Source organism: Mycobacterium sp. E1747, from assembly GCF_001667775.1.
Taxonomy (GTDB): Bacteria; Actinomycetota; Actinomycetes; order Mycobacteriales; family Mycobacteriaceae; genus Mycobacterium.
The window spans coordinates 11,389-29,738 of record NZ_LZJI01000248.1 but is presented as its reverse complement, the minus strand read 5'-3'; the positions used below and the strand labels follow the sequence as shown (position 1 = coordinate 29,738).

The window sequence follows — 18,350 nt, the reverse complement described above, 5'->3', positions numbered from 1 at the left end:
TCCTTAGGTTGTTGTGAGGCTTTCCAGGGTGCGGGCCAGCTCGGTGCCGGTCATCGGCTCTCGGGCGGCCACGAAGACGGTGTCGTCACCGGCGATCGTCCCGACGACGTACGGTAGCGCCGCGCGGTCGATCGCGCTGGCCAAATAGTTGGCACCGCCCGGCGGGGTGCGCAGCACGGCGAGGTTGGCGCTGGCGTCGGCCGACACCAGCAGCTCGCTCAGCAGCCGGGACAGCCGGGCGGTGCCGCCGGACACCCCGCGTACCGGGCTGCCGTCCTCGGGAACGATGTAGACCCCGACGCCGCCGTCGGCGCCCCGCAGCTTCACCGCGCCCAGTTCCTCGAGGTCGCGCGACAGCGTGGCCTGGGTGACCTCGATGCCCTCGTCGGCCAGCCGGGCCACCAGCTCGCTCTGGCTGCTGATCGACGCCGACGACAGGATCGCCACGATGCGGTCCTGGCGGCCGGCGCGGGTGGTCTCGGTGGTGGTCTTCGAGCGGGTCATCGGGAGCGCTCCAGCAGCCACACCAGCAGCGCCTTCTGGGCGTGCAGCCGGTTCTCGGCCTCGTCCCACACCACGCTGGCCGGCCCGTCCATCACGGCGTCGGTGATCTCGTCGCCGCGGTGAGCCGGAAGGCAATGCAGCACAATGGCTTCCGGGTCAGCGAGACCCAACAGCCGCTCGTTGACCTGGAACGGCCGGAACGGTGTGCGGCGGTCGCGACCGTCATCCTCCTGCCCCATCGACGTCCAGGTGTCGGTCACCAGCACGTCGGCGCCGCGCGCGGCCGCGTCGGCATCGGCGGTGAGCGTGACCGAGGCGGCGGTGGCTTCGGCGCGCGCCGTGGCCGCCGCGACGAAGGCCGGGGCGGGGGCGAAGCCGTCCGGCGCGGCGACGGTGACGTGCATACCGGCGGTCACGCCGCCGAGCAGCAGCGAGTGGGCCATGTTGTTGGCGCCGTCGCCGAAGTAGGACATCCGCAGCCCCGTGAGCGATCCCTTGCGTTCGGTGATGGTCTGCAGGTCGGCGAGCACCTGGCAGGGGTGGAAGTCGTCGGAGAGCGCGTTGACCACCGGCACCGTCGCCGCCTCGGCCATGGCCTCGAGCCGGTCGTGTTCGAACGTCCGCCACACGATGGCCTCGACGTAGCGGGAAAGCACCCGCGCAGTGTCGGCCAGCGTCTCGTCGCGGCCCAGCTGTGTGCTGCGGGCGTCGACGACGACGGCGTGCCCGCCGAGCTGGGCGATGCCCACCTCGAAGGAGAACCGGGTGCGGGTGGAGTTCTTGTCGAAGAGCACCGCGACGCCGCGCGGCCCCTCCAGCGGGCGGCAGCTGAACGGGTCCTTCTTGAGTTCGGCGGCCAGCTGCAGCACCTCGGCCTGCTCGGAGGGTGACAGGTCGTCATCGCGCAGGAAATGCCGCGTCATGCCGCGGCCCGGTCCAGGACGCCGGGCAGGGCCGCGACGAAGCCGTCGAGCTGGGCCTCGGTGATGATCAGCGGCGGCGCCAGCCGGATGACGTCGGGCGCGGCGGCGTTGACCAGGAATCCGGCTGCACGCGCGGCGCTTTCGGCCTCCTTGGCCCGCGGCGCGGTGAGCACCATGCCCTGCAGCAACCCGCGTCCGCGGACGTGGTCGATCAGCGGGTGATTCAGGGATTCGATGCCGTGGCGCACCGACTTGCCGAGCACCTCGGCGTGCCGGGTCAGGTCCTTCTCCGCGATCACCCGCAGCACCGCCCGGGCCGCCGCCGCGCAGATCGGGTTGCCGCCGAAGGTGCTGCCGTGCAGGCCGGGGGTCATCAGCTCGGCGGCCGGCCCGACGGCCAGGCAGGCGCCGATGGGCAGCCCGCCGCCAAGCCCCTTGGCCATGGTGACGACGTCCGGGGTGATGCCGTCGTGCTGGTGCGCGAAAAAGGCTCCGGTGCGGCCCATTCCGGTCTGCACCTCGTCGAGCACCAGCAGCGCGCCGTGCCGCGCGGTGATGTCGCGGGCGGCGGTCAGATAGCCCTCGGGCGGCACCACGACACCGCCCTCTCCCATGATCGGCTCGAGGAACACCGCGGCGGTGGCGTCGTCGACCGCGGCGGCCAGCGCGTCGGCGTCCCCGTAGGGCACGTGCGTGACGTACCCGGGCAGCGGTTCGAACGGCGCCCGCTTGCTCGGCTGACCGGTCAGCGCCAGCGAGCCCATCGTCCGGCCGTGGAAACCGCCCTGCGCCGCAACCAGTTTCGTGCGCCCGGTCAACCGCGAGAGCTTGAACGCCACCTCGTTGGCCTCGGTGCCCGAGTTGCAGAAGAACACCCGCGTCGGCGCCCCGGTTTCGTCGGAGGCGCCCAGCAGCGCGACCAGCTCCTCGGCCAGCGCGATGCCCGGCTCGCTCGCGTAGAGGTTCGACGTGTGGCCCAGCGTCGCCATCTGATGTGTGACGGCCTCGATGACCGCCGGGTGGCGATGGCCCAGGACGTTGACGGCGATGCCGCCGAGCAGGTCCAGGTAGGTGTTGCCGTCGACGTCGGTGACCACGGCGCCGTCACCGCTGGCCAACGCCAGCGGCGGGGTGCCGTAGTTGTTCATCATCACGGCTTCCCAACGCTGCTGCATCAACTCCCCTTCAGTCACGCGCTTACCACCTTGGTGCCGGTGCCCGCGTCGGTGAAAAGCTCCACCAGCACACAGTGCTCGACCCGGCCGTCGATGACGTGGGCGCTCGGCACACCCGCGGTCACGGCCCGCAGGCACGCCTCGACCTTGGGGATCATCCCCGCCTCCAGCGTGGGTAGCAGTTGCGAAAGTGTGGCGGTGTCGATCTCGCTGACCAACGAGCCGCGATCCGGCCAGCTGGTGTAGAGGCCCTCGACGTCGGTGAGCATCAACAGCTTCTCGGCGCGCAGGGCCTCGGCGAGGGCCGCCGCGGCGGTGTCGGCGTTGATGTTGTGCACCACGCCCTCGGCGTCCGGGGCCAGCGTCGACACCACCGGAATGCGGCCCGCGGTAATGAGATCCAGCACCGCGGCGGTGTTGACCCGTTCGACGTCGCCCACCAACCCGATATCGGTGGCCACGCCGTCCACGGTGACGCTGCGCCGCACGGCGGTGAACAGTTGCGCGTCCTCGCCGGTGATGCCGACGGCGTAGGGGCCGTGCGCGTTGATCAGGTTGACCAGTTCGCGGCCCACCTGGCCGAACAACACCATTCGCGCCACGTCGAGCACTTCCGGTGTGGTGACCCGGAATCCGCCCTTGAAGTCGCCCTCGATGCCCAGGCGTCGCAGCATGGCGGTGATCTGCGGGCCACCGCCGTGCACGACGACCGGCAGGATGCCGCAGTTGCGCAGGAAGGCCATGTCGGCGGCGAATGCATGCCGCAGTGTGTCGTCGGTCATGGCGTTGCCGCCGTATTTGATGACGACGACCTTGCCGTACAGCTGCTTGAGCCACGGTAGCGCCTCGGCCAGCACCTGGGCCTTGACCGCGGTGGACAGCTCCTGGGTGCGCAAGAATATGCGCCGCTCCACCTCATCACTGCGTTCTGCATCGTCGCCGGCGCGCATCATGAGCTGTAGGCCGAATTCTCTTCGACGTAGGCGTGCGAGAGGTCGGTGGTGCGGACCGCGGCGCTACCGTCGCCCACCCCCAGGTCGACCGTGATGTCGATGTCGGCGCCGGACAGGTCCACCTCGCGCGCACCCGGCGCCCCGACGCCGTCGACACACACGGCAAATCCGTTGAACGACACGGTGATTCGATCAGGATCCAGCATCACCGGTGCCATGCCGACGGCGGCCAGCACCCGCCCCCAGTTGGGGTCGGACCCGAACACCGCGGTCTTGACCAGGCTGTCGCGGGCGATCACCCGCGCGGCGCTCAGCGCGTCGTCCTCGGAGGCCGCCCCGGTCACGGTGACGATGACGCGTTTGGTGACCCCCTCGGCGTCGGCCTGCAGCTGCGCGCACAGGTCGTCGCAGACCCGCAGCACGGCGTCGTCCAGATCGGCCTGGCTCGGCGTGATTTCGCTTGCCCCCGATGCCAGCAGCAGCACGGTGTCGTTGGTCGAACAGCTGCCGTCGATGTCGAGCCGGTCGAAGGTGCGCGCGGTGGCCCGGCGCAGCGCCCGGTCGAGCGCGGCGGGCTCGGCGGCGGCGTCGGTGGTCAGCACGCAGAGCATGGTGGCCAGCGACGGCGCCAGCATGCCGGCGCCCTTGGCCATCCCGCCGACCGTCCAGTTGCCCGCATGGTGCAGCGCAACCTGTTTCGGCACGGTGTCGGTGGTCATGATCGCGCGCGCGGCCTCATCGCCGCCGCTCAGCCCGCCGGCCATGTCGTGCACGATCGCCCGCACACCGGCCAGCACCTTGTCCATCGGCAACCGGTCACCGATCAACCCGGTGGAGCACACCGCGACCTCGATGGCCCCGGTCTCGGTCCCCCAGTCCGACAACGCGGCCGCGACGGCCTCGGCGGTGGCGTGGGTGTCTTGAAAGCCGCCCGGGCCGGTGCAGGCGTTGGCGCCGCCGGAGTTGAGGATCACCGCGCGCAGCGCTCCGGTGGTCAGCACCTGCTGGGTCCAGCGCACCGGCGCGGCCTTGACCTTGTTGCGGGTGAACACCCCGGCGGCCGCGTAGTCGGGGCCCTCGTTGAAGACCAGGGCGAGGTCGCGGTTGCCCGACGCCTTGATGCCGGCGGCGACGCCTGCCGCTCGGAACCCGGCCGGCGCGGTGACGCCCTGTTCGCGCACCAAGCGCGCCTGGGTCGTATAGGTCACGGGGCGATCCCGACCACCGAAAGGCCTTGGGCCTCCGGCCAACCCAGCGCCAGGTTCATCGCCTGCACCGCCGCGCCGCCGGTGCCCTTGACCAGGTTGTCGATCGCGGCGATCGCCACGAACGTCTCGGCGGCCTCGTCGACCGCGACGGCGATGTGCGCGGCGTTGCTGCCGATCACCGAGCCGGTGCGGGGCAGCTGACCCTCGGGCAGCAGGTGGACGAAAGGCTCTGCGTCGTAAGCCTTTTCGTAGGCGGCGCGCAGCTGAGACAGGGGCGAACGGGTGCGGGCCGTGCAGGTGGCCAGGATGCCACGCGACGTCGGGATCAGCACCGGGGTGAACGACACGGTGACGTCGCGGTCGGTGACCGCCCGCAGGCCCTGGGCGATCTCGGGGGTGTGCCGGTGGGCCCCCGCGATGTTGTAGGCCCGCGCCGACCCGATGACCTCCGACCCGAGCAGGTCGGTCTTGGCGGCCCGGCCCGCGCCCGAGGTGCCGCTGACGGCGACGACGGTGACGGCCGGCGCGATCAGGTCCTCGGCGACCGCGGGGAGCAGCGCCAGCAGCGCCGCGGTCGGATAGCAGCCCGGCACGGCGATGCGGCGGGCGCCGCGCAGCCGTTCCCGCGCGCCGGGCAGTTCCGGCAGCCCGTAGGGCCAGCTGCCGGCGTGCGGGGAACCGTAGAACCGCTCCCAGGCGGCGGCGTCGGTAAGCCTGAAGTCGGCGCCGCAGTCGACGATCAGGGTGTCGGGGCCGAGCTGTTCGGCCAGCGCGGCCGAGTGCCCGTGCGGCAGGGCCAGGAACACCACGTCGTGCCCGGCGAGTACCGCGAGTTCGGTGGGCTCGACCACCCGCTGCGCCAGCGGTGTGAGGTGCGGGTGGTGTTCGCCCAGCGAGCTGCCCGCGCTGGTCGCGGCGGTCAGCGAGCCGATGGCCAGGCGGCCGTCGGCGTAGGCCGGATGCCCCAGCAGCAGGCGCAGGACCTCACCGCCCGCATAGCCGCTGGCCCCGGCAACCGCCACCTTCAATACGTCGGCCATTCCGCCGATTCTGCATGGTTATGCAATGCTTTGCAAATCCATTACTAGGGCCGGCCTAGGCTCGCAGCTCGGCCCCGACCGCCTCCGCGGCGCGGCGCACCGCGGCATCGCGGGCCGCGCTGGCGTCATCCTCGGTCAGCGTGCGGTCCGGCGCGCGGAACCGCAACGCGAAGGTCAGCGATTTGCGGTCTTCCCCGACCTGCGGGCCGGTGAAGACGTCGAACAGTTGCAGGTCTTCCAGCAGGTCGCCGGCGCCCTCGCGGACGGCGTCGGCCACCGCCTGGGCCGGCACGTGCGCGGGCACCACCAGGCTGAGGTCCTGGAAGACGGCCGGGAACGGCGACACCCGCGGCGCGGGCAACGCCTCGACGATCGGGATCGCGTCGAGGTTGAGCTCGACGGCGCAGGTTCCCTTCGGCAGCCCGGAGCGCTCGATCACCGCGGGGTGCAGCTGGCCGGCGTGGCCGACGACGGTCTCCCCGACGAGCACCTCGGCGCAGCGGCCGGGGTGCCACGGCAGGTGCTGGGCCGCCCGCAGGCTCACCTCGACCCCACTGGCGCGGGCGATGATGCGGGCCGCCTCGAACGCGTCGGCGGCTTCCACCCGACGGCCGGGACCCCAGGGGCCGCGCCGTTCGCGCAGCCCCGCCAGCACCGCCGCCACGTGCTGCGGTTGCCGGGGCAGCGAGGCGTCCAGCGTCGCGATCTCTTCGTCGGTGGGCCGCCGGTGCACCGGGATCGGCTGCACTCCGCGGGTCTGCTCGGTCGGTTGCACCACCTGCGCCAGCGCGTAGAGCGCAACGTCCACCAGACCCCGGGACACGTTGCGCACCAACGCTTCCAGCAGCGCGGGCAGCAGCGTGGTGGCCAGGTGCGGGCGGTCGGCCTCCAGCGGGTTGAGCACCTGGGTGGTCGAGCGCCGGGGATCGTCGGCCGGCAGGCCCCACAGGTCGAACACGCCGGCGGGCAGGAACGGCGTCGGCAGGATCTCGACGTAGCCGGATTGGGCGAGCGATCTGCCGATGGCGCGGCGACGCTTCTGCCTCGCGGTGAGGCCCCGGCCCGCCGGGGCGGCGGGCAGCACCGACGGGATGGCCTCCAGCCCCTCGAGGCGCAGCACCTCCTCGACGAGGTCGGCGGGCTGCACCAGGTCGGGCCGCCAGCTCGGTGGGGTCACGGTCAGTGTCTCGCCGTCGTCGCTCACCGAAGCCCCGACCTGCGCCAGGCGCCGTGCCGTGGTGCCCGGCGGGTAGGCGACCCCGGCGACGCGGTCGGGCAGGTCGGCGGCGATCCGGATCGGCGGGAGCGACCAGTCGTCGCTCGGCGGCTCGCCGCGCCAATCGGTCAGCTCGTCCGACACCGCTCCGCCGGCGATGTCGACGAGCAGCGTGGCGCAGCGGTCCAGCGCGGCGACCGAGATCGCCGGGTCCACCCCGCGCTCGTAGCGCCGGGCGGCCTCGCTGGGCAGGTGCAGACGCCGCTGGGTGCGCGAGACGGCGGCCGGGTCCCACACGGCGGCTTCCAGCAGCACGTCGGTGGAGTCGGCGCGGACCTCGGTGCTCGCCGCGCCCATCACGCCGCCGATCGCCGCGGTCGCCCGGTCGTCGACGATGAGGACGTCGGCCGGGTCGAGCCGGCGCTCGATGTCGTCGAGCGTCACGACGGTCTCGCCGGCCCGGGCGAACCGCACCCCGAGGCCCCCGGAGATGCGGTTGCAGTCGTGCGCGTGCATGGGGTGGCCGAGCTCGAGCATCACGTAGTTGGTGACGTCCACCGCCGGGGAGGTCGCGCGGATGCCGGCCAGCAACAGTCGGCGCTGCAGCCACCACGGCGACACGGCGGCGGGGTCGATGCCAGTCACCGGGCGCAGGGCGAACCGGCGGACACCGGTTTCGGGATGCACGGTCAACGGCCAAGCCTCCCCCGCGGCCGGCAATGGTTTGACGTCCGCCGGGTCGACGAAGTCGAGGTCATAGGCGCAGGCGATCTCGCGGGCCAGGCCCCGCACCGACATGCAGTAGCCCCGGTCGGGGGTGATCGCCAGATGGAAGACCACGTCGTCCAACCCCAGCACCGCGGCGCCGTCGGCGCCCGGTCCTGCGGTGCCGGGCGGCAACACCAGGATGCCGGAATGGTCGGCCCCCAAACCCAATTCGGCCGCAGAGCAGATCATGCCGTCGGATTCGCGGCCGTAGGTCTTGCGCGCCGTGATGGCGAACCCGCCGGGCAGCGTGGTGCCGGGCAGCGCCACGACCACCAGGTCGCCGACGGCGAAGTTCGTTGCGCCGCAGACGATGTCGCGCGGCTCAGGCTCGCCGACGTCGACGCGGCAGGCCCGGATCGGCTTCTTGAAACCGGTGAGCTCCTCGATGGCGGCCACCCGTCCCACGGTCAGCGGCCCGTCGACCGGGCCGAGCGGGACGACCTCCTCGACCTCGTGGCCGATGCGCACCAGGGTCTGTTCCAGATCGGCGGGGGTGACGTCCCAGTCCGGGGCGCCGGCCGCCACGATCTCCCGCAGCCAGCTGTAGGGAATGCGCATCAGGCACCCACCCCGAAAGGCAGCGAGAACCGGACGTCGCCCTCGACCATGTCGCGCATGTCGGGGATGCCGTTGCGGAACTGCAGGGTGCGTTCCAGGCCCATCCCGAACGCGAACCCGGAATAGACCTCGGGGTCGATCCCCGCGGCCCGCAACACGTTCGGGTGCACCATGCCGCAGCCACCCCACTCGACCCAGCCGGCCCCGCCCTTCTTGCCGGTGAACCAGACGTCGACCTCGGCGGAGGGTTCGGTGAATGGGAAGAAGTGCGGCCGGATCCGGGTACGGGCCTCGGGGCCGAACTCCGCGCGGGCGAACGCGTCCAGGGTGCCCCGCAGGTGCGCCATGGACAGCCCGCGGTCCACCGCCAGCCCCTCGACCTGGTGGAAGACGGGCGTGTGCGTGGCGTCGAGTTCGTCGGTGCGGAAGGTCCGCCCGATCGAGACGATGTAGACCGGCAGCTCGTGGGCCAGCAGGGTGCGGACCTGCACCGGCGAGGTGTGTGTGCGCAGCAGCTGCCGGGAATCGTCCGGCGCGATGTAGAACGTGTCCTGCTCGCTGCGCGCCGGGTGGTCCGCCGGGAAGTTGAGCGCGTCGAAGTTGAATTGCTCGGATTCGACTTCGGGACCCTCGGCCAGTTCCCAGCCCATCGCGACGAAGGTGTCGGCGATGTGCTCGGCCAGCTGGGTGATCGGGTGCCGGGCGCCCGCCGGTTGGCGGCTCGACGGCAGCGTGACGTCGATGCCCTCGGCGGCCAGCACCGCCGCGTCGCGCTCGGCGCGCAGCGTCGCCAGGCGTTCGTCATAGCTGCGCTGAGCCTCGGTCCGCGCGGAGTTGACGCGTTTGCCGGCGTCGGCGCGCTCGTCCTTGGGGACGCTGCCGAGAGCCTGTCGGGCCAGCGCCAGCGGCGAGCGGTCGCCGAGATGCTCGATCTTCACGCGTGCCAGCGCGTCGAGATCGCCGGCGCGCGCGATCGCCTCCTGGGCGGCGTGCACCGCCTCGGTCAAGGCGTCCGGTGACAGGTCGACGGGCTGAGCACCCACGCGGCGACACGCTCCTTGCTGATGAGGGCTGGGAAGAAGTGGCCCAGCGGCAAGTGCCGATCATAAGTGATCTGAGCACGGCGCTTGGCGCGTGCTTGAAGGGGATGACCGGCGGGCTGCCTAGCCTGCCGTGACCGGCTGCGGGCGGGTCAGCGCCGCGTCATTCAGCACCCCGCCGCGCGGGGTGGCCAACTGCACGATCTTGTGGGCCGCCAGGGCGCCCAGGACGCCGAACGCGGGCGCGGCGGCCATCGTCCCCCAGTGGTGGGCCAGGATCAAGAAGCCGAAGCCCGACGAGGCGGCCAGCATCAGGATGCGCACCGGCGTCCAGTGGACGGGTTGGCGGAACCGGGCGGACACCAGCACGCCCAGAACCACGGCGACGGTGTGACCGGCGTCGGTGAAATCGCCGCCGATGATCGCCGAGGCGATGCCGGCCGCCACCCACCAGCCGACCCAGGCTGGCCGCCAGCGCTGGGGAATCACCGCCGTCATCGCGCCGAGCACCGCCAGGGCGCCGTAGCTCATCCCGACATCGCTGGCCCGGGTGATCGACACCGGCATCCACTCGAACTCGACGGCCGCCGCCAGGGCGGCGGCCACCAGCAGCGTCGCGCCGATGTGTCCGATCAGGAACGCGGCGACCAGCCGGATGGTGCGCAGGTGCAGCTCGCCGAGCGCGAGCAGGCAGGTCAGGAACGGCAACCAGAAGTAGAGCGGACCCGCGTCGACCACCAGCGCGCTGCCCAGCAGCGTGCCCACGTGGCCGTGGGCCAGGTTGTGCAGGTTGGTGCTGGCCCGCTCGACCAGCACGTCATGCGCGTGCGGTCCCAGCGCCAGGATGGCAGCGCTGACGGCAAGCAGCGCCGCCACGTACCCCGCGGTGAACTGGACCCGGGCGAGCCGGGAAAGGATGCCCCCAAACATTGCATCCATTATGTCGGCTAATTTGTTTCGGAACTGTCATCGGAGGCTGTCAACTCCCTATGAGTCCGCAAACGATATATCGATAAATCGGCCGGGACTCCGGACGTCTTCGCAGCAAATACCGGTTTACGTGCGCGTTTGGCGACGACACCCATCGTGTCCAGTTCGCTCTGGGCGATCAGGTCGAGTGTCGAACCTGACACCATCACCCCACCCTTGGTGGCTCGTTCCATCACCCGCGCGGCGATGTTGACGTCAACGCCGAGCCAGTCGGAGGCCATCCGCTGGGGCCGGCCGGTGTGGATTCCGACGCGCATCCTCGGCGTGTAACCCGCCACCTCGACCGACTTCAACGCCTCTTTGGCGGCCAGCACCGCACGCACGGCGACCGTCGGATCGCCGAAGACGGCCATCAGGCCATCGCCCATCCGTTTGACGATGTGGCCGCCGGCGTCCAGCAGCGGCGGCTCGACGGCCCGCGCCACCTGCCGCAGCAGGGTGAGCGCCGCCTCGTCGCCGGCCTGCAAGGACCACGACGAGAAGCCGACGAGGTCGGTGAAGACCAGGGTGACCTCCGGGTTGGCCGGCCGGCGGGACACCGACTCGGTCAGCGCCTGCCACACCTGCAACAGCCCGAGGCCGACCTCACGCGACACCGCGTCGCGATCCCCCAGCAGCCGGTCGGCGGCGCGCGCCGCGGCGCGCGGCCCACCGTCACCCGCCGTGGAGAGTGGGTCGCCGAACTCGGGATCGCCGGGCAGCAGTCGTCGCGCGCGGCGGATGAACGCCACCGCGCCCGGGCTGCGGTTTCGGCTGTGCAACCACTGCGTGGCGTTGTGCATCGAGACCGAAGGACGCCGCGGCGGATCGGATGCCGTCGGTTCTTCGGGCCCGCCCGGATCCGAATCGCGACGCGCGAGTTCCACCTGGCCAGGTTATTTCCTTCCGCGGGACGCGGGCAATGAACGGTCGCGCGGGTGTGGCCCACCGCGCAACGTATCGCCTGATCACGAGCGCGGCACGCCGCCGTCGACGGTCGATAACACCCGGTGGCACGCGCGGCCGAAATCGTGGACAACGTTCGTTGTCAAAGTTATCGTGAGCGCAGGAGGCCGAGATGACTGCCACTGCAATGACATCCGACGATCCTCTGGGCCCCGATTCCCTCACCTGGAAATACTTCGGCGATCTCCGCACGGGAATGATGGGCGTGTGGATCGGCGCCATCCAAAACATGTATCCGGAGCTGGGCGCGGGCGTCGAGGAGCATTCGATCCTGCTGCGCGAGCCCCTGCAGCGGGTGGCCCGCTCGGTGTACCCGATCATGGGCGTCGTCTACGACGGTGACCGCGCGGCGGCGACCGGTCGGCAGATCACGAGCTACCACCACAGCATCAAGGGTGTCGACGCCTCCGGCCGCCGGTATCACGCGCTGAACCCGGAAACGTTCTACTGGGCGCACGCGACCTTCTTCATGCTGGTGATCAAGGTCGCCGAGTACTTCTGCGGCGGCCTGACCGAGGCCGAGAAAAGGCAGCTGTTCGACGAGCACGTGCGGTGGTACCGGATGTACGGGATGAGCATGCGCCCCGTGCCCGGCTCCTGGGAGGAATTCTGCGAGTACTGGGATCGGGTCTGTCGCGAGGAACTCGAGATCAACCAGGCGACGCTGGACATCTTTCAAATCCGGATTCCCAAGCCGAAATTCGTGCTGATGCCCACGCCGATCTGGGATCAGATGTTCAGGCCCCTGGTCGCCGGCCAACGCTGGATCGCGGCGGGCCTGTTCGAGCCGGTGGTCCGCGAGAAGGCGGGCATGCGCTGGACCCCGGGCGACGAGGTGCTGCTGCGCCTGTTCGGCAAGCTCGTCGAGCTGGCCTTCCTGGCGGTCCCCGACGAGATCCGGCTGCACCCGCGCGCGCTCGCCGCCTACCGCCGGGCGCAGGGCCGGCTGCCCAGCAACGCGCCGTTGGTGGAGGCGCCGACGTTCATGGCGCCGCCCCGCGACCGCCGTGGGCTGCCGATGCACTACTTCCCTCCCCATTCCCGCCCGGCTCTTCGCTCGCCCCTCGACCCGGCCAAAGCGCTGATGGAGCGCGCCGGCTCGCTGGTGCACGGGACGCTGTCGCTGGCGGGTCTGCGGCCCGCCCGGGGGCGGGTCAGCGCCGCGTGAACGCGCCCAGCGCCTGCGCGCTCTGGTAGAGACAGATCGCCGCGGCGGACGCCACATTCAGGCTTTCGGCCCCGCCGGCGATCGGGATGCGCATGCGGTGATCGGCCACCGCCGCGATTTCGGTTGGCAGGCCCTGTGATTCGGGCCCGAACAGCCACGCCGTCGGCCTGCCGAGCAAGTCGGCGGCCTCGTCGAGCCGGGTCTCACCGTCGACTGTGGTGGCCAGCAGCTGCAGCCCCGCCCCGCGCAGGGCACCTAACGCCGCGGGGGTGTCGGGCTCGGCGACGACCGGGATCGAGAAGATGCTGCCGGTCGAGGCGCGCAGGCACTTGCCGTTGTACGGGTCGACGCTGTGCCCGCCGAGGATCACGCCGTCGGCGCCCATGGCGTCGGCGATGCGGATCACCGTGCCGGCATTGCCGGGCTCGCCGATCTCGACGGCGACCGCGATCAGCCGGGGCGAGCCGGCCAGCACGTCCGCCAGCCGCGTCGATGGCATCTCGCACACCGCCACCAGCCCGACGGGGGTGACGGTGTCCGACAGCGCCTTTGCGGCCCGCTCGGTGACCAGGTGGACTGAATCACGCTGCGCGGCAAGCAAAGACGCATACCGTTGCGCGGCGGCTTCGGTGACGAAGACGTCGCGGACCAGGCCGCGGGCGGCCGCGGCCTCGACCAGGTTGGGGCCCTCCGCCAGGAATCGGCCCGCCCGCCGCCGGCCGACGTGCCGATGCAGTTTGACCGCCGCGGCGACGCGGGCCGAACGTTCGGTCAGCAGGGGCTAGGCGGCCTCTCCGGAATCCGACTGAGCGTTGACGTCCTCGGGCAGCGCGGCCCTGGCGACGTCAACCAGCGCGGTGAACGCCGCGGGGTCGGTGATCGCGATGTCGGCGAGGTTCTTGCGGTCCACTTCCACGCCGGCGGCCTTCAGACCCTGGATCAGCCGGTTGTAGGTGATGTCGTTTGCGCGCGCCGCCGCATTGATCCGCGAGATCCACAGTTTCCGGAACTCGCCCTTGCGCGCGCGGCGGTCGCGGTAGGCGTAGTTCAGCGAATGCAGTTGCTGCTCTTTGGCTTTGCGGTAGAGCCGCGAGCGCTGGCCGCGATAGCCCTTCGAGGCCTTGAGAATGCTGCGCCTCTTCTTTTGGGCGTTGACCGCCCGCTTCACGCGTGCCATGGGTGTTCCTACTCTCTAAGTAATGGTCGGGCCGGCAGCGGCGCCGGCACTCGGCTTGTTGACGGTCAGCCGTTCAGCAGCTTGTTGACCCGCTTGGTGTCGTTGGCCGACACATCGGTGCGGCCTTCCAGACGACGAGTCCGGGTGGATGGCTTGTGCTCGAACAGGTGCCGACGGTTGGCTTTCTCGCGCATGATCTTGCCGGTCCCGGTGCGCCGGAACCGCTTCGAAGCCCCGCTGTGGGTCTTGGCCTTGGGCATGTTTCCTCTGATTCTTCGTTTCGTGCCGGGTCAGTTGGGTGAAGGGTCGGTGTCGGCGCCCGCATCGGCGTCCGATGCCGCGCCCTCCCCGGGTCCTTCGGGGTGCCGCGCCCTGGCGCGGGTTTTCGCGCCGCGGTGCGGGGCCAGCACCATCGTCATGTTGCGACCGTCCTGCTTGGCGGACGTCTCGACGAAGCCGTATTCGGCGACGTCCGCGCCCAGCCGCTGCAGCAAGCGGTAGCCCAGTTCGGGCCGCGACTGCTCACGTCCGCGGAACATGATGGTGACCTTCACCTTCGAACCCGCCTCCAGGAAGCGGATCACGTGACCCTTTTTGGTCTCGTAATCGTGATCGTCGATCTTGGGTCGCAGCTTCTGCTCTTTGACGACGGTCTGCTGCTGGTTCCGGCGGGATTCGCGCGCCTTTTGCGCCGCCTCGTATTTGAACTTGCCGTAGTCCATGATCTTGCAGACCGGGGGTCTGGCATTCGGGGCGACTTCGACAAGGTCGAGATCGGCGTCCGCAGCGACGCGCAGTGCGTCTTCGATGCGCACTATGCCTACCTGCTCTCCCCCGGGGCCGATCAATCTGACTTCAGGTACGCGGATGCGCTCGTTGACGCGGGTCTCAGTGCTGATGGGGCCTCCCTTGTTGGGCTTATAGGTGGTGTCCTGCGATCCACGGCCAGGCTTGGTTAGGATCCAGCGGCGGAAACACCACACCACCAGCAGAAAAGCCCTGCAATAGCAGGGCCCAATGCCGACCGATCGAGGCTTGCCAATGGTCAAGCCGCCCGCGTCGCTCGCGGAACAGACATGCTCGATGCCTGTGACCGGACCGCCAAGCCTGGAAGAAATCTCGCGGCTCGCGGTGGGAGTGGGACTCCACTTACTGTTTCCTGGCCTTCGCCGGGATGGTCGCGATCGCTAGTTTAGCAGCCACGGGGCTACTTTCCGCACTTCGCCCCCGTCCGGCGCCGTTGCGCCACCGGGCGAACTAGTGCTAGCCACTCTTCGCGCTTCACCAAGCTTTTCCCGGACGAAGGGCATATCCTCGCGGTCTGTGACACTCGCTTCATCTCGTTCGGGGCACCGTTCGGGGCCCCGCGGCCGCTCGCATTCCCGGTATCGCTGGGTACCGGCGGCGGCCGGGTGGATCGTGGGCGTCATCGCCAGCGTGTCGCTGCTGGCCAGTGTGTCCCCGGCCCTGCGGTGGCTGATCAAAGTCCCACGCGAGTTCATCAACAACTACCTGTTCAACTTCCCCGACACCAGCATTGCGTGGTCGTTCGTGCTGGCGCTGCTGGCGGCGGCCCTGACCGCGCGGAAGCGGGTCGCCTGGCTGGTGCTGCTGGGCCAGATGATCCTCGCCGCCGCATTGAACGCCGCCGACATCGCCGCGGGCGACAACACCGCCGCCGAGACCTTCGGGGAGAACCTCGGCTTCGCGGTGCACATCGTCGCGATCGTGCTGCTGGTGCTGGCCTACCGGGAGTTCTGGGCCAAGGTCAGAAGGGGCGCGCTGGTCAAGGCCGCCGCGGTGCTCGTCGCCGGCGACGTGATCGGGATCCTGGTGTCCTGGGGCCTGGTCGAGATGTGGCCGGGAACGCTGGCGCGCCAGGACCGCCTGCCCTACGTCGCCAACCGGGTGGTCGGCTTCGCCCTGGCCGACCCGGACCTGTTCACCGGCAAGCCGCACGTCTTCCTCAACGCCATCTTCGGGCTGTTCGGCGCGCTGGCACTGATCATGGCGACCATCGTGCTGTTCCAATCCCAGCGGGCCGAAAACGCGCTGACGGGTGAGGACGAGTCGGCCATCCGCGGGCTCCTCGAGCTGTACGGCAAGCACGACTCGCTGGGCTACTTCGCGACCCGCCGCGACAAATCGGTGGTCTTCGCGCCCAGCGGCCGCGCCGCGATCACCTACCGCGTCGAGGTCGGCGTGTGCCTGGCCAGCGGCGACCCGATCGGCGAACCCCGGGCCTGGCCGCAGGCCATCGACGCCTGGCTGGGACTGTGCCAAACCTACGGCTGGGCGCCGGGCGTGATGGGCGCCAGCACGCAGGGGGCGCGGGTGTATCGGGAAGCCGGACTCAACGCGCTCGAGCTGGGCGACGAGGCGATCCTGCGGACCGCCGACTTCCGGCTGTCGGGTCCCGACATGCGCGGGGTGCGCCAAGCGGTGACCCGGGCCCGCCGGGCCGGGCTGACCGTGCGCATCCGGCGGCACCGCGACATCGCGGCCGAGGAGATGGCCGCGACCATCACCCGCGCCGACGCCTGGCGTGACACCCAGACGGAGCGCGGCTTCTCCATGGCGCTGGGCCGCCTCGGCGATCCGGCGGACGGGGATTGCCTGCTGGTCGAGGCGCTGGACCGGGACGGCGCCGTCGTGGCGATGCTGTCGCTGGTCCCGTGGGGAACAACGGGCGTCTCCCTGGACCTGATGCGTCGTTCCCCGCAATCCCCCAATGGCACCATCGAGCTGATGGTCAGCGAGCTCGCCCTGACCGCCGAAACCCTCGGCATCAGCCGGATCTCGCTGAACTTCGCGATGTTCCGCTCGGCGTTCGAACAAGGCGCCCAGCTCGGCGCCGGCCCGGTCGCCCGGTTGTGGCGGGGGCTGCTGCTGTTCTTCTCGCGGTGGTGGCAGCTGGAGACGCTGTACCGCTCGAACATGAAGTACCAACCGGAATGGGTTCCGCGCTACGCCTGTTACGAGGACGCGCGCTTGATCCCCCGAGTGGGTGTCGCCTCGGTGATCGCGGAGGGCTTCCTGGTGCTGCCGTTCACCCGGCGAGACCGGGTGCACACCGGCCATCACTCCGCCGTGCCCGCCCGGCTGGCGGAGTCGGGGCTGTTGCACCATGACGGCTCGGCGCCCGACGTCAGCGAGCTGCAGCAGCGCCGCGACGACGCGGAACTGGAAGAGTCGAGGGCCCGCCTGCCCGAGCAGGTCCGGGTCCGGCTGGCCAAGCTGAAGGTCCTGCGGCGCAAGGGCATCGACGCCTACCCCGTCGGCTCGCCGCCCAGCCACACCGTCTCCCGGGCGCTGGACGCCGACGACCAGGAGCCCGTCTCGGTGTCGGGCCGGATCTTGCGGATCCGCGACTACGGCGGCGTACTGTTCGCCCAGCTGCGGGATTGGTCGGGCGAATTGCAGGTGCTGCTGGACAATTCCCGCCTGGAGCGCGGCCGCACCGCGGACTTCACCGCGGCCATCGACCTCGGCGACCTGGTCGAGGTGACCGGGCACATGGGTTTCTCCAAGAACGGAACCCGCTCGTTGATCGTGCGCGACTGGCGGATGATCGGGAAATGCCTGCGGCCGCTGCCGAACAAGTGGAACGGGCTGACCGACCCGGAGGCGCGGGTGCGGACCCGCTACGTGGACCTGGCGGTCAACCCGGAATCCCGTGAGCTGATCGCGGCCCGCAGCAGCGTCCTGCGCTCCGTCCGGGAAACGTTGTTCGCCAAGGGTTTCATCGAGGTCGAGACGCCCATCCTGCAGCAGATCCACGGCGGGGCGACGGCCCGGCCGTTCGTCACCCACATCAACACCTACGACATGGACCTGTTCCTGCGCATCGCGCCGGAGCTGTACCTGAAGCGGTTGTGCGTCGGCGGCGTGGAGCGGGTGTTCGAGCTGGGCCGGGCCTTCCGCAACGAGGGTGTCGACTTCAGCCACAACCCGGAGTTCACCCTGCTGGAGGCCTATCAGGCGCATGCCGACTACACCGTCTGGATCGACGGCTGCCGCGAGCTCATCCAGAACGCCGCCCAGGCGGCCCACGGGGAGCAGACCGTGCTGCGGGGTGACGGCACCGACGGCGGGCTGCATCCGGTCGACATCTCCGGGGACTGGCCGGTCAAGACCGTGCACGACGCGGTGTCCGAGGCGCTCGGGGAGCACATCGATCCCGAGACGCCCCTGTCCGTGTTGCGCAGACTTTCCGACGCCGCCCGCATTCCGTATCGCGCGCAGTGGGACGCCGGCGCCGTGGTGCTCGAGCTCTACGAGCACCTGGTCGAGGACCGCACCGAGGGACCGACCTTCTACATCGACTTTCCGACGTCCGTCTCGCCGTTGACCCGGCCGCATCGCAGCCGGCGCGGCGTCGCGGAGCGGTGGGACCTGGTGGCCTTTGGGGTCGAACTGGGGACCGCCTACAGCGAGCTCACCGATCCGGTGGAGCAGCGGCGTCGCCTGCAGGAGCAGTCGCTGCTGGCCGCCGGCGGCGACCCCGAGGCGATGGAGCTCGACGAGGACTTCCTGCAAGCCATGGAGTACGCGATGCCGCCCACCGGCGGACTCGGCATGGGCATCGATCGGCTCGTCATGCTCATAACCGGCCGCAGCATCCGCGAGACGCTGCCATTTCCGCTGGCCAAGCCGCACTGACCCGCCCCGCGACCCGGGGGCGG

At 70.5% G+C, this 18,350-nt stretch carries 15 protein-coding genes and 1 pseudogene; 2 read left to right on the top strand and 14 right to left on the bottom strand.

The features are described 5' to 3' along the window. Positions 1-3: 3 nt before the first annotated feature. From A5695_RS26150 to A5695_RS26105, 10 genes and pseudogenes are all read right to left on the bottom strand, one after another. Positions 4-504 (bottom strand): arginine repressor, encoded by a 501-nt coding sequence (locus A5695_RS26150; protein WP_068089520.1) that lies wholly within the window; start codon positions 502-504, stop codon positions 4-6. Next, the gene (gene argF, locus A5695_RS26145; protein WP_068089517.1) at positions 501-1,427 is read right to left on the bottom strand and encodes an ornithine carbamoyltransferase; all 927 of its coding nucleotides are present in this window, start codon (positions 1,425-1,427) and stop codon (positions 501-503) included. Before argF ends, A5695_RS26150 begins: the two co-directional genes overlap by 4 nt. Further along, a complete protein-coding gene (locus tag A5695_RS26140) occupies positions 1,424-2,620 on the bottom strand; it encodes an acetylornithine transaminase (protein WP_068089514.1) in 1,197 nt (398 codons plus the stop codon). The genes argF and A5695_RS26140 overlap by 4 nt, the downstream gene beginning before the upstream one ends. Further along, positions 2,617-3,552, bottom strand: coding sequence for an acetylglutamate kinase (argB, locus tag A5695_RS26135; RefSeq protein ID WP_068089543.1), 936 nt, complete (start codon positions 3,550-3,552; stop codon positions 2,617-2,619). Before argB ends, A5695_RS26140 begins: the two co-directional genes overlap by 4 nt. Beyond that, positions 3,552-4,763 (bottom strand): bifunctional glutamate N-acetyltransferase/amino-acid acetyltransferase ArgJ, encoded by a 1,212-nt coding sequence (argJ, locus tag A5695_RS26130; RefSeq protein WP_068089511.1) that lies wholly within the window; start codon positions 4,761-4,763, stop codon positions 3,552-3,554. The genes argB and argJ overlap by 1 nt, the downstream gene beginning before the upstream one ends. Next, positions 4,760-5,819 (bottom strand): annotated as a pseudogene (gene argC, locus A5695_RS26125) (N-acetyl-gamma-glutamyl-phosphate reductase). The gene argJ and the pseudogene argC overlap by 4 nt, the downstream one beginning before the upstream one ends. A 39-nt stretch (positions 5,820-5,858) precedes the next feature. After that, complete coding sequence (pheT, locus tag A5695_RS26120; RefSeq protein ID WP_068089504.1) at positions 5,859-8,345, bottom strand: phenylalanine--tRNA ligase subunit beta; 2,487 nt, start codon at positions 8,343-8,345, stop codon at positions 5,859-5,861. Then, positions 8,345-9,388, bottom strand: coding sequence for a phenylalanine--tRNA ligase subunit alpha (gene pheS / locus A5695_RS26115; RefSeq protein WP_068089501.1), 1,044 nt, complete (start codon positions 9,386-9,388; stop codon positions 8,345-8,347). The genes pheT and pheS overlap by 1 nt, the downstream gene beginning before the upstream one ends. Positions 9,389-9,508: 120 nt before the next feature. Next, a complete protein-coding gene (locus A5695_RS26110) occupies positions 9,509-10,315 on the bottom strand; it encodes a rhomboid-like protein (RefSeq protein WP_068089498.1) in 807 nt (268 codons plus the stop codon). A 17-nt stretch (positions 10,316-10,332) separates the two neighbouring features. After that, entirely contained in the window at positions 10,333-11,241 is a 909-nt protein-coding gene (locus tag A5695_RS26105; protein WP_068089493.1) for an adenylate/guanylate cyclase domain-containing protein, read from the bottom strand. A gap of 191 nt (positions 11,242-11,432) precedes the next feature. On the opposite strand from A5695_RS26105, the gene A5695_RS26100 reads away from it, so the two are divergent. After that, positions 11,433-12,488 carry an oxygenase MpaB family protein gene (locus A5695_RS26100; protein ID WP_068089490.1) on the top strand — a complete coding sequence of 352 codons (1,056 nt, stop codon included), beginning with the start codon at positions 11,433-11,435 and terminating at the stop codon, positions 12,486-12,488. On the opposite strand, the gene A5695_RS26095 is transcribed toward A5695_RS26100, so the two are convergent. The 4 genes from A5695_RS26095 to infC all read right to left on the bottom strand — a co-directional run bounded on the left by A5695_RS26095 (position 12,475) and on the right by infC (position 14,564). Beyond that, a complete protein-coding gene (locus A5695_RS26095; protein ID WP_068089487.1) occupies positions 12,475-13,266 on the bottom strand; it encodes an RNA methyltransferase in 792 nt (263 codons plus the stop codon). The two genes, A5695_RS26100 and A5695_RS26095, sit on opposite strands and share 14 nt — an antisense overlap. 3 nt (positions 13,267-13,269) lie before the next feature. Beyond that, entirely contained in the window at positions 13,270-13,665 is a 396-nt protein-coding gene (gene rplT, locus A5695_RS26090; RefSeq protein ID WP_068089484.1) for a 50S ribosomal protein L20, read from the bottom strand. A gap of 65 nt (positions 13,666-13,730) precedes the next feature. Next, positions 13,731-13,925, bottom strand: coding sequence for a 50S ribosomal protein L35 (gene rpmI, locus A5695_RS26085; RefSeq protein ID WP_068089482.1), 195 nt, complete (start codon positions 13,923-13,925; stop codon positions 13,731-13,733). Positions 13,926-13,955: 30 nt separating this feature from the next. Then, positions 13,956-14,564: a translation initiation factor IF-3 gene (gene infC, locus A5695_RS26080; RefSeq protein WP_082946318.1), complete on the bottom strand. Its 609-nt coding sequence runs from the start codon at positions 14,562-14,564 to the stop codon at positions 13,956-13,958. 409 nt (positions 14,565-14,973) lie between these two features. Between infC and lysX the strand changes: the two genes are divergently transcribed. Next, entirely contained in the window at positions 14,974-18,327 is a 3,354-nt protein-coding gene (gene lysX / locus A5695_RS26075; protein ID WP_369830241.1) for a bifunctional lysylphosphatidylglycerol synthetase/lysine--tRNA ligase LysX, read from the top strand. The last annotated feature ends 23 nt before the right edge of the window (positions 18,328-18,350 follow it).

Excerpts from the sequence above, each read along its gene's own strand:
- argF (WP_068089517.1), bottom strand. The coding sequence starts at position 1,427 with ATGACGCGGCATTTCCTGCGCGATGACGACCTGTCACCCTCCGAGCAG.
- rplT (WP_068089484.1), bottom strand. The coding sequence starts at position 13,665 with ATGGCACGCGTGAAGCGGGCGGTCAACGCCCAAAAGAAGAGGCGCAGC.
- A5695_RS26100 (WP_068089490.1), top strand. The coding sequence starts at position 11,433 with ATGACTGCCACTGCAATGACATCCGACGATCCTCTGGGCCCCGATTCC.
- A5695_RS26150 (WP_068089520.1), bottom strand. The coding sequence starts at position 504 with ATGACCCGCTCGAAGACCACCACCGAGACCACCCGCGCCGGCCGCCAG.
- argB (WP_068089543.1), bottom strand. The coding sequence starts at position 3,552 with ATGCGCGCCGGCGACGATGCAGAACGCAGTGATGAGGTGGAGCGGCGC.
- pheT (WP_068089504.1), bottom strand. The coding sequence starts at position 8,345 with ATGCGCATTCCCTACAGCTGGCTGCGGGAGATCGTGGCGGCCGGCGCC.
- A5695_RS26110 (WP_068089498.1), bottom strand. The coding sequence starts at position 10,315 with ATGTTTGGGGGCATCCTTTCCCGGCTCGCCCGGGTCCAGTTCACCGCG.
- rpmI (WP_068089482.1), bottom strand. The coding sequence starts at position 13,925 with ATGCCCAAGGCCAAGACCCACAGCGGGGCTTCGAAGCGGTTCCGGCGC.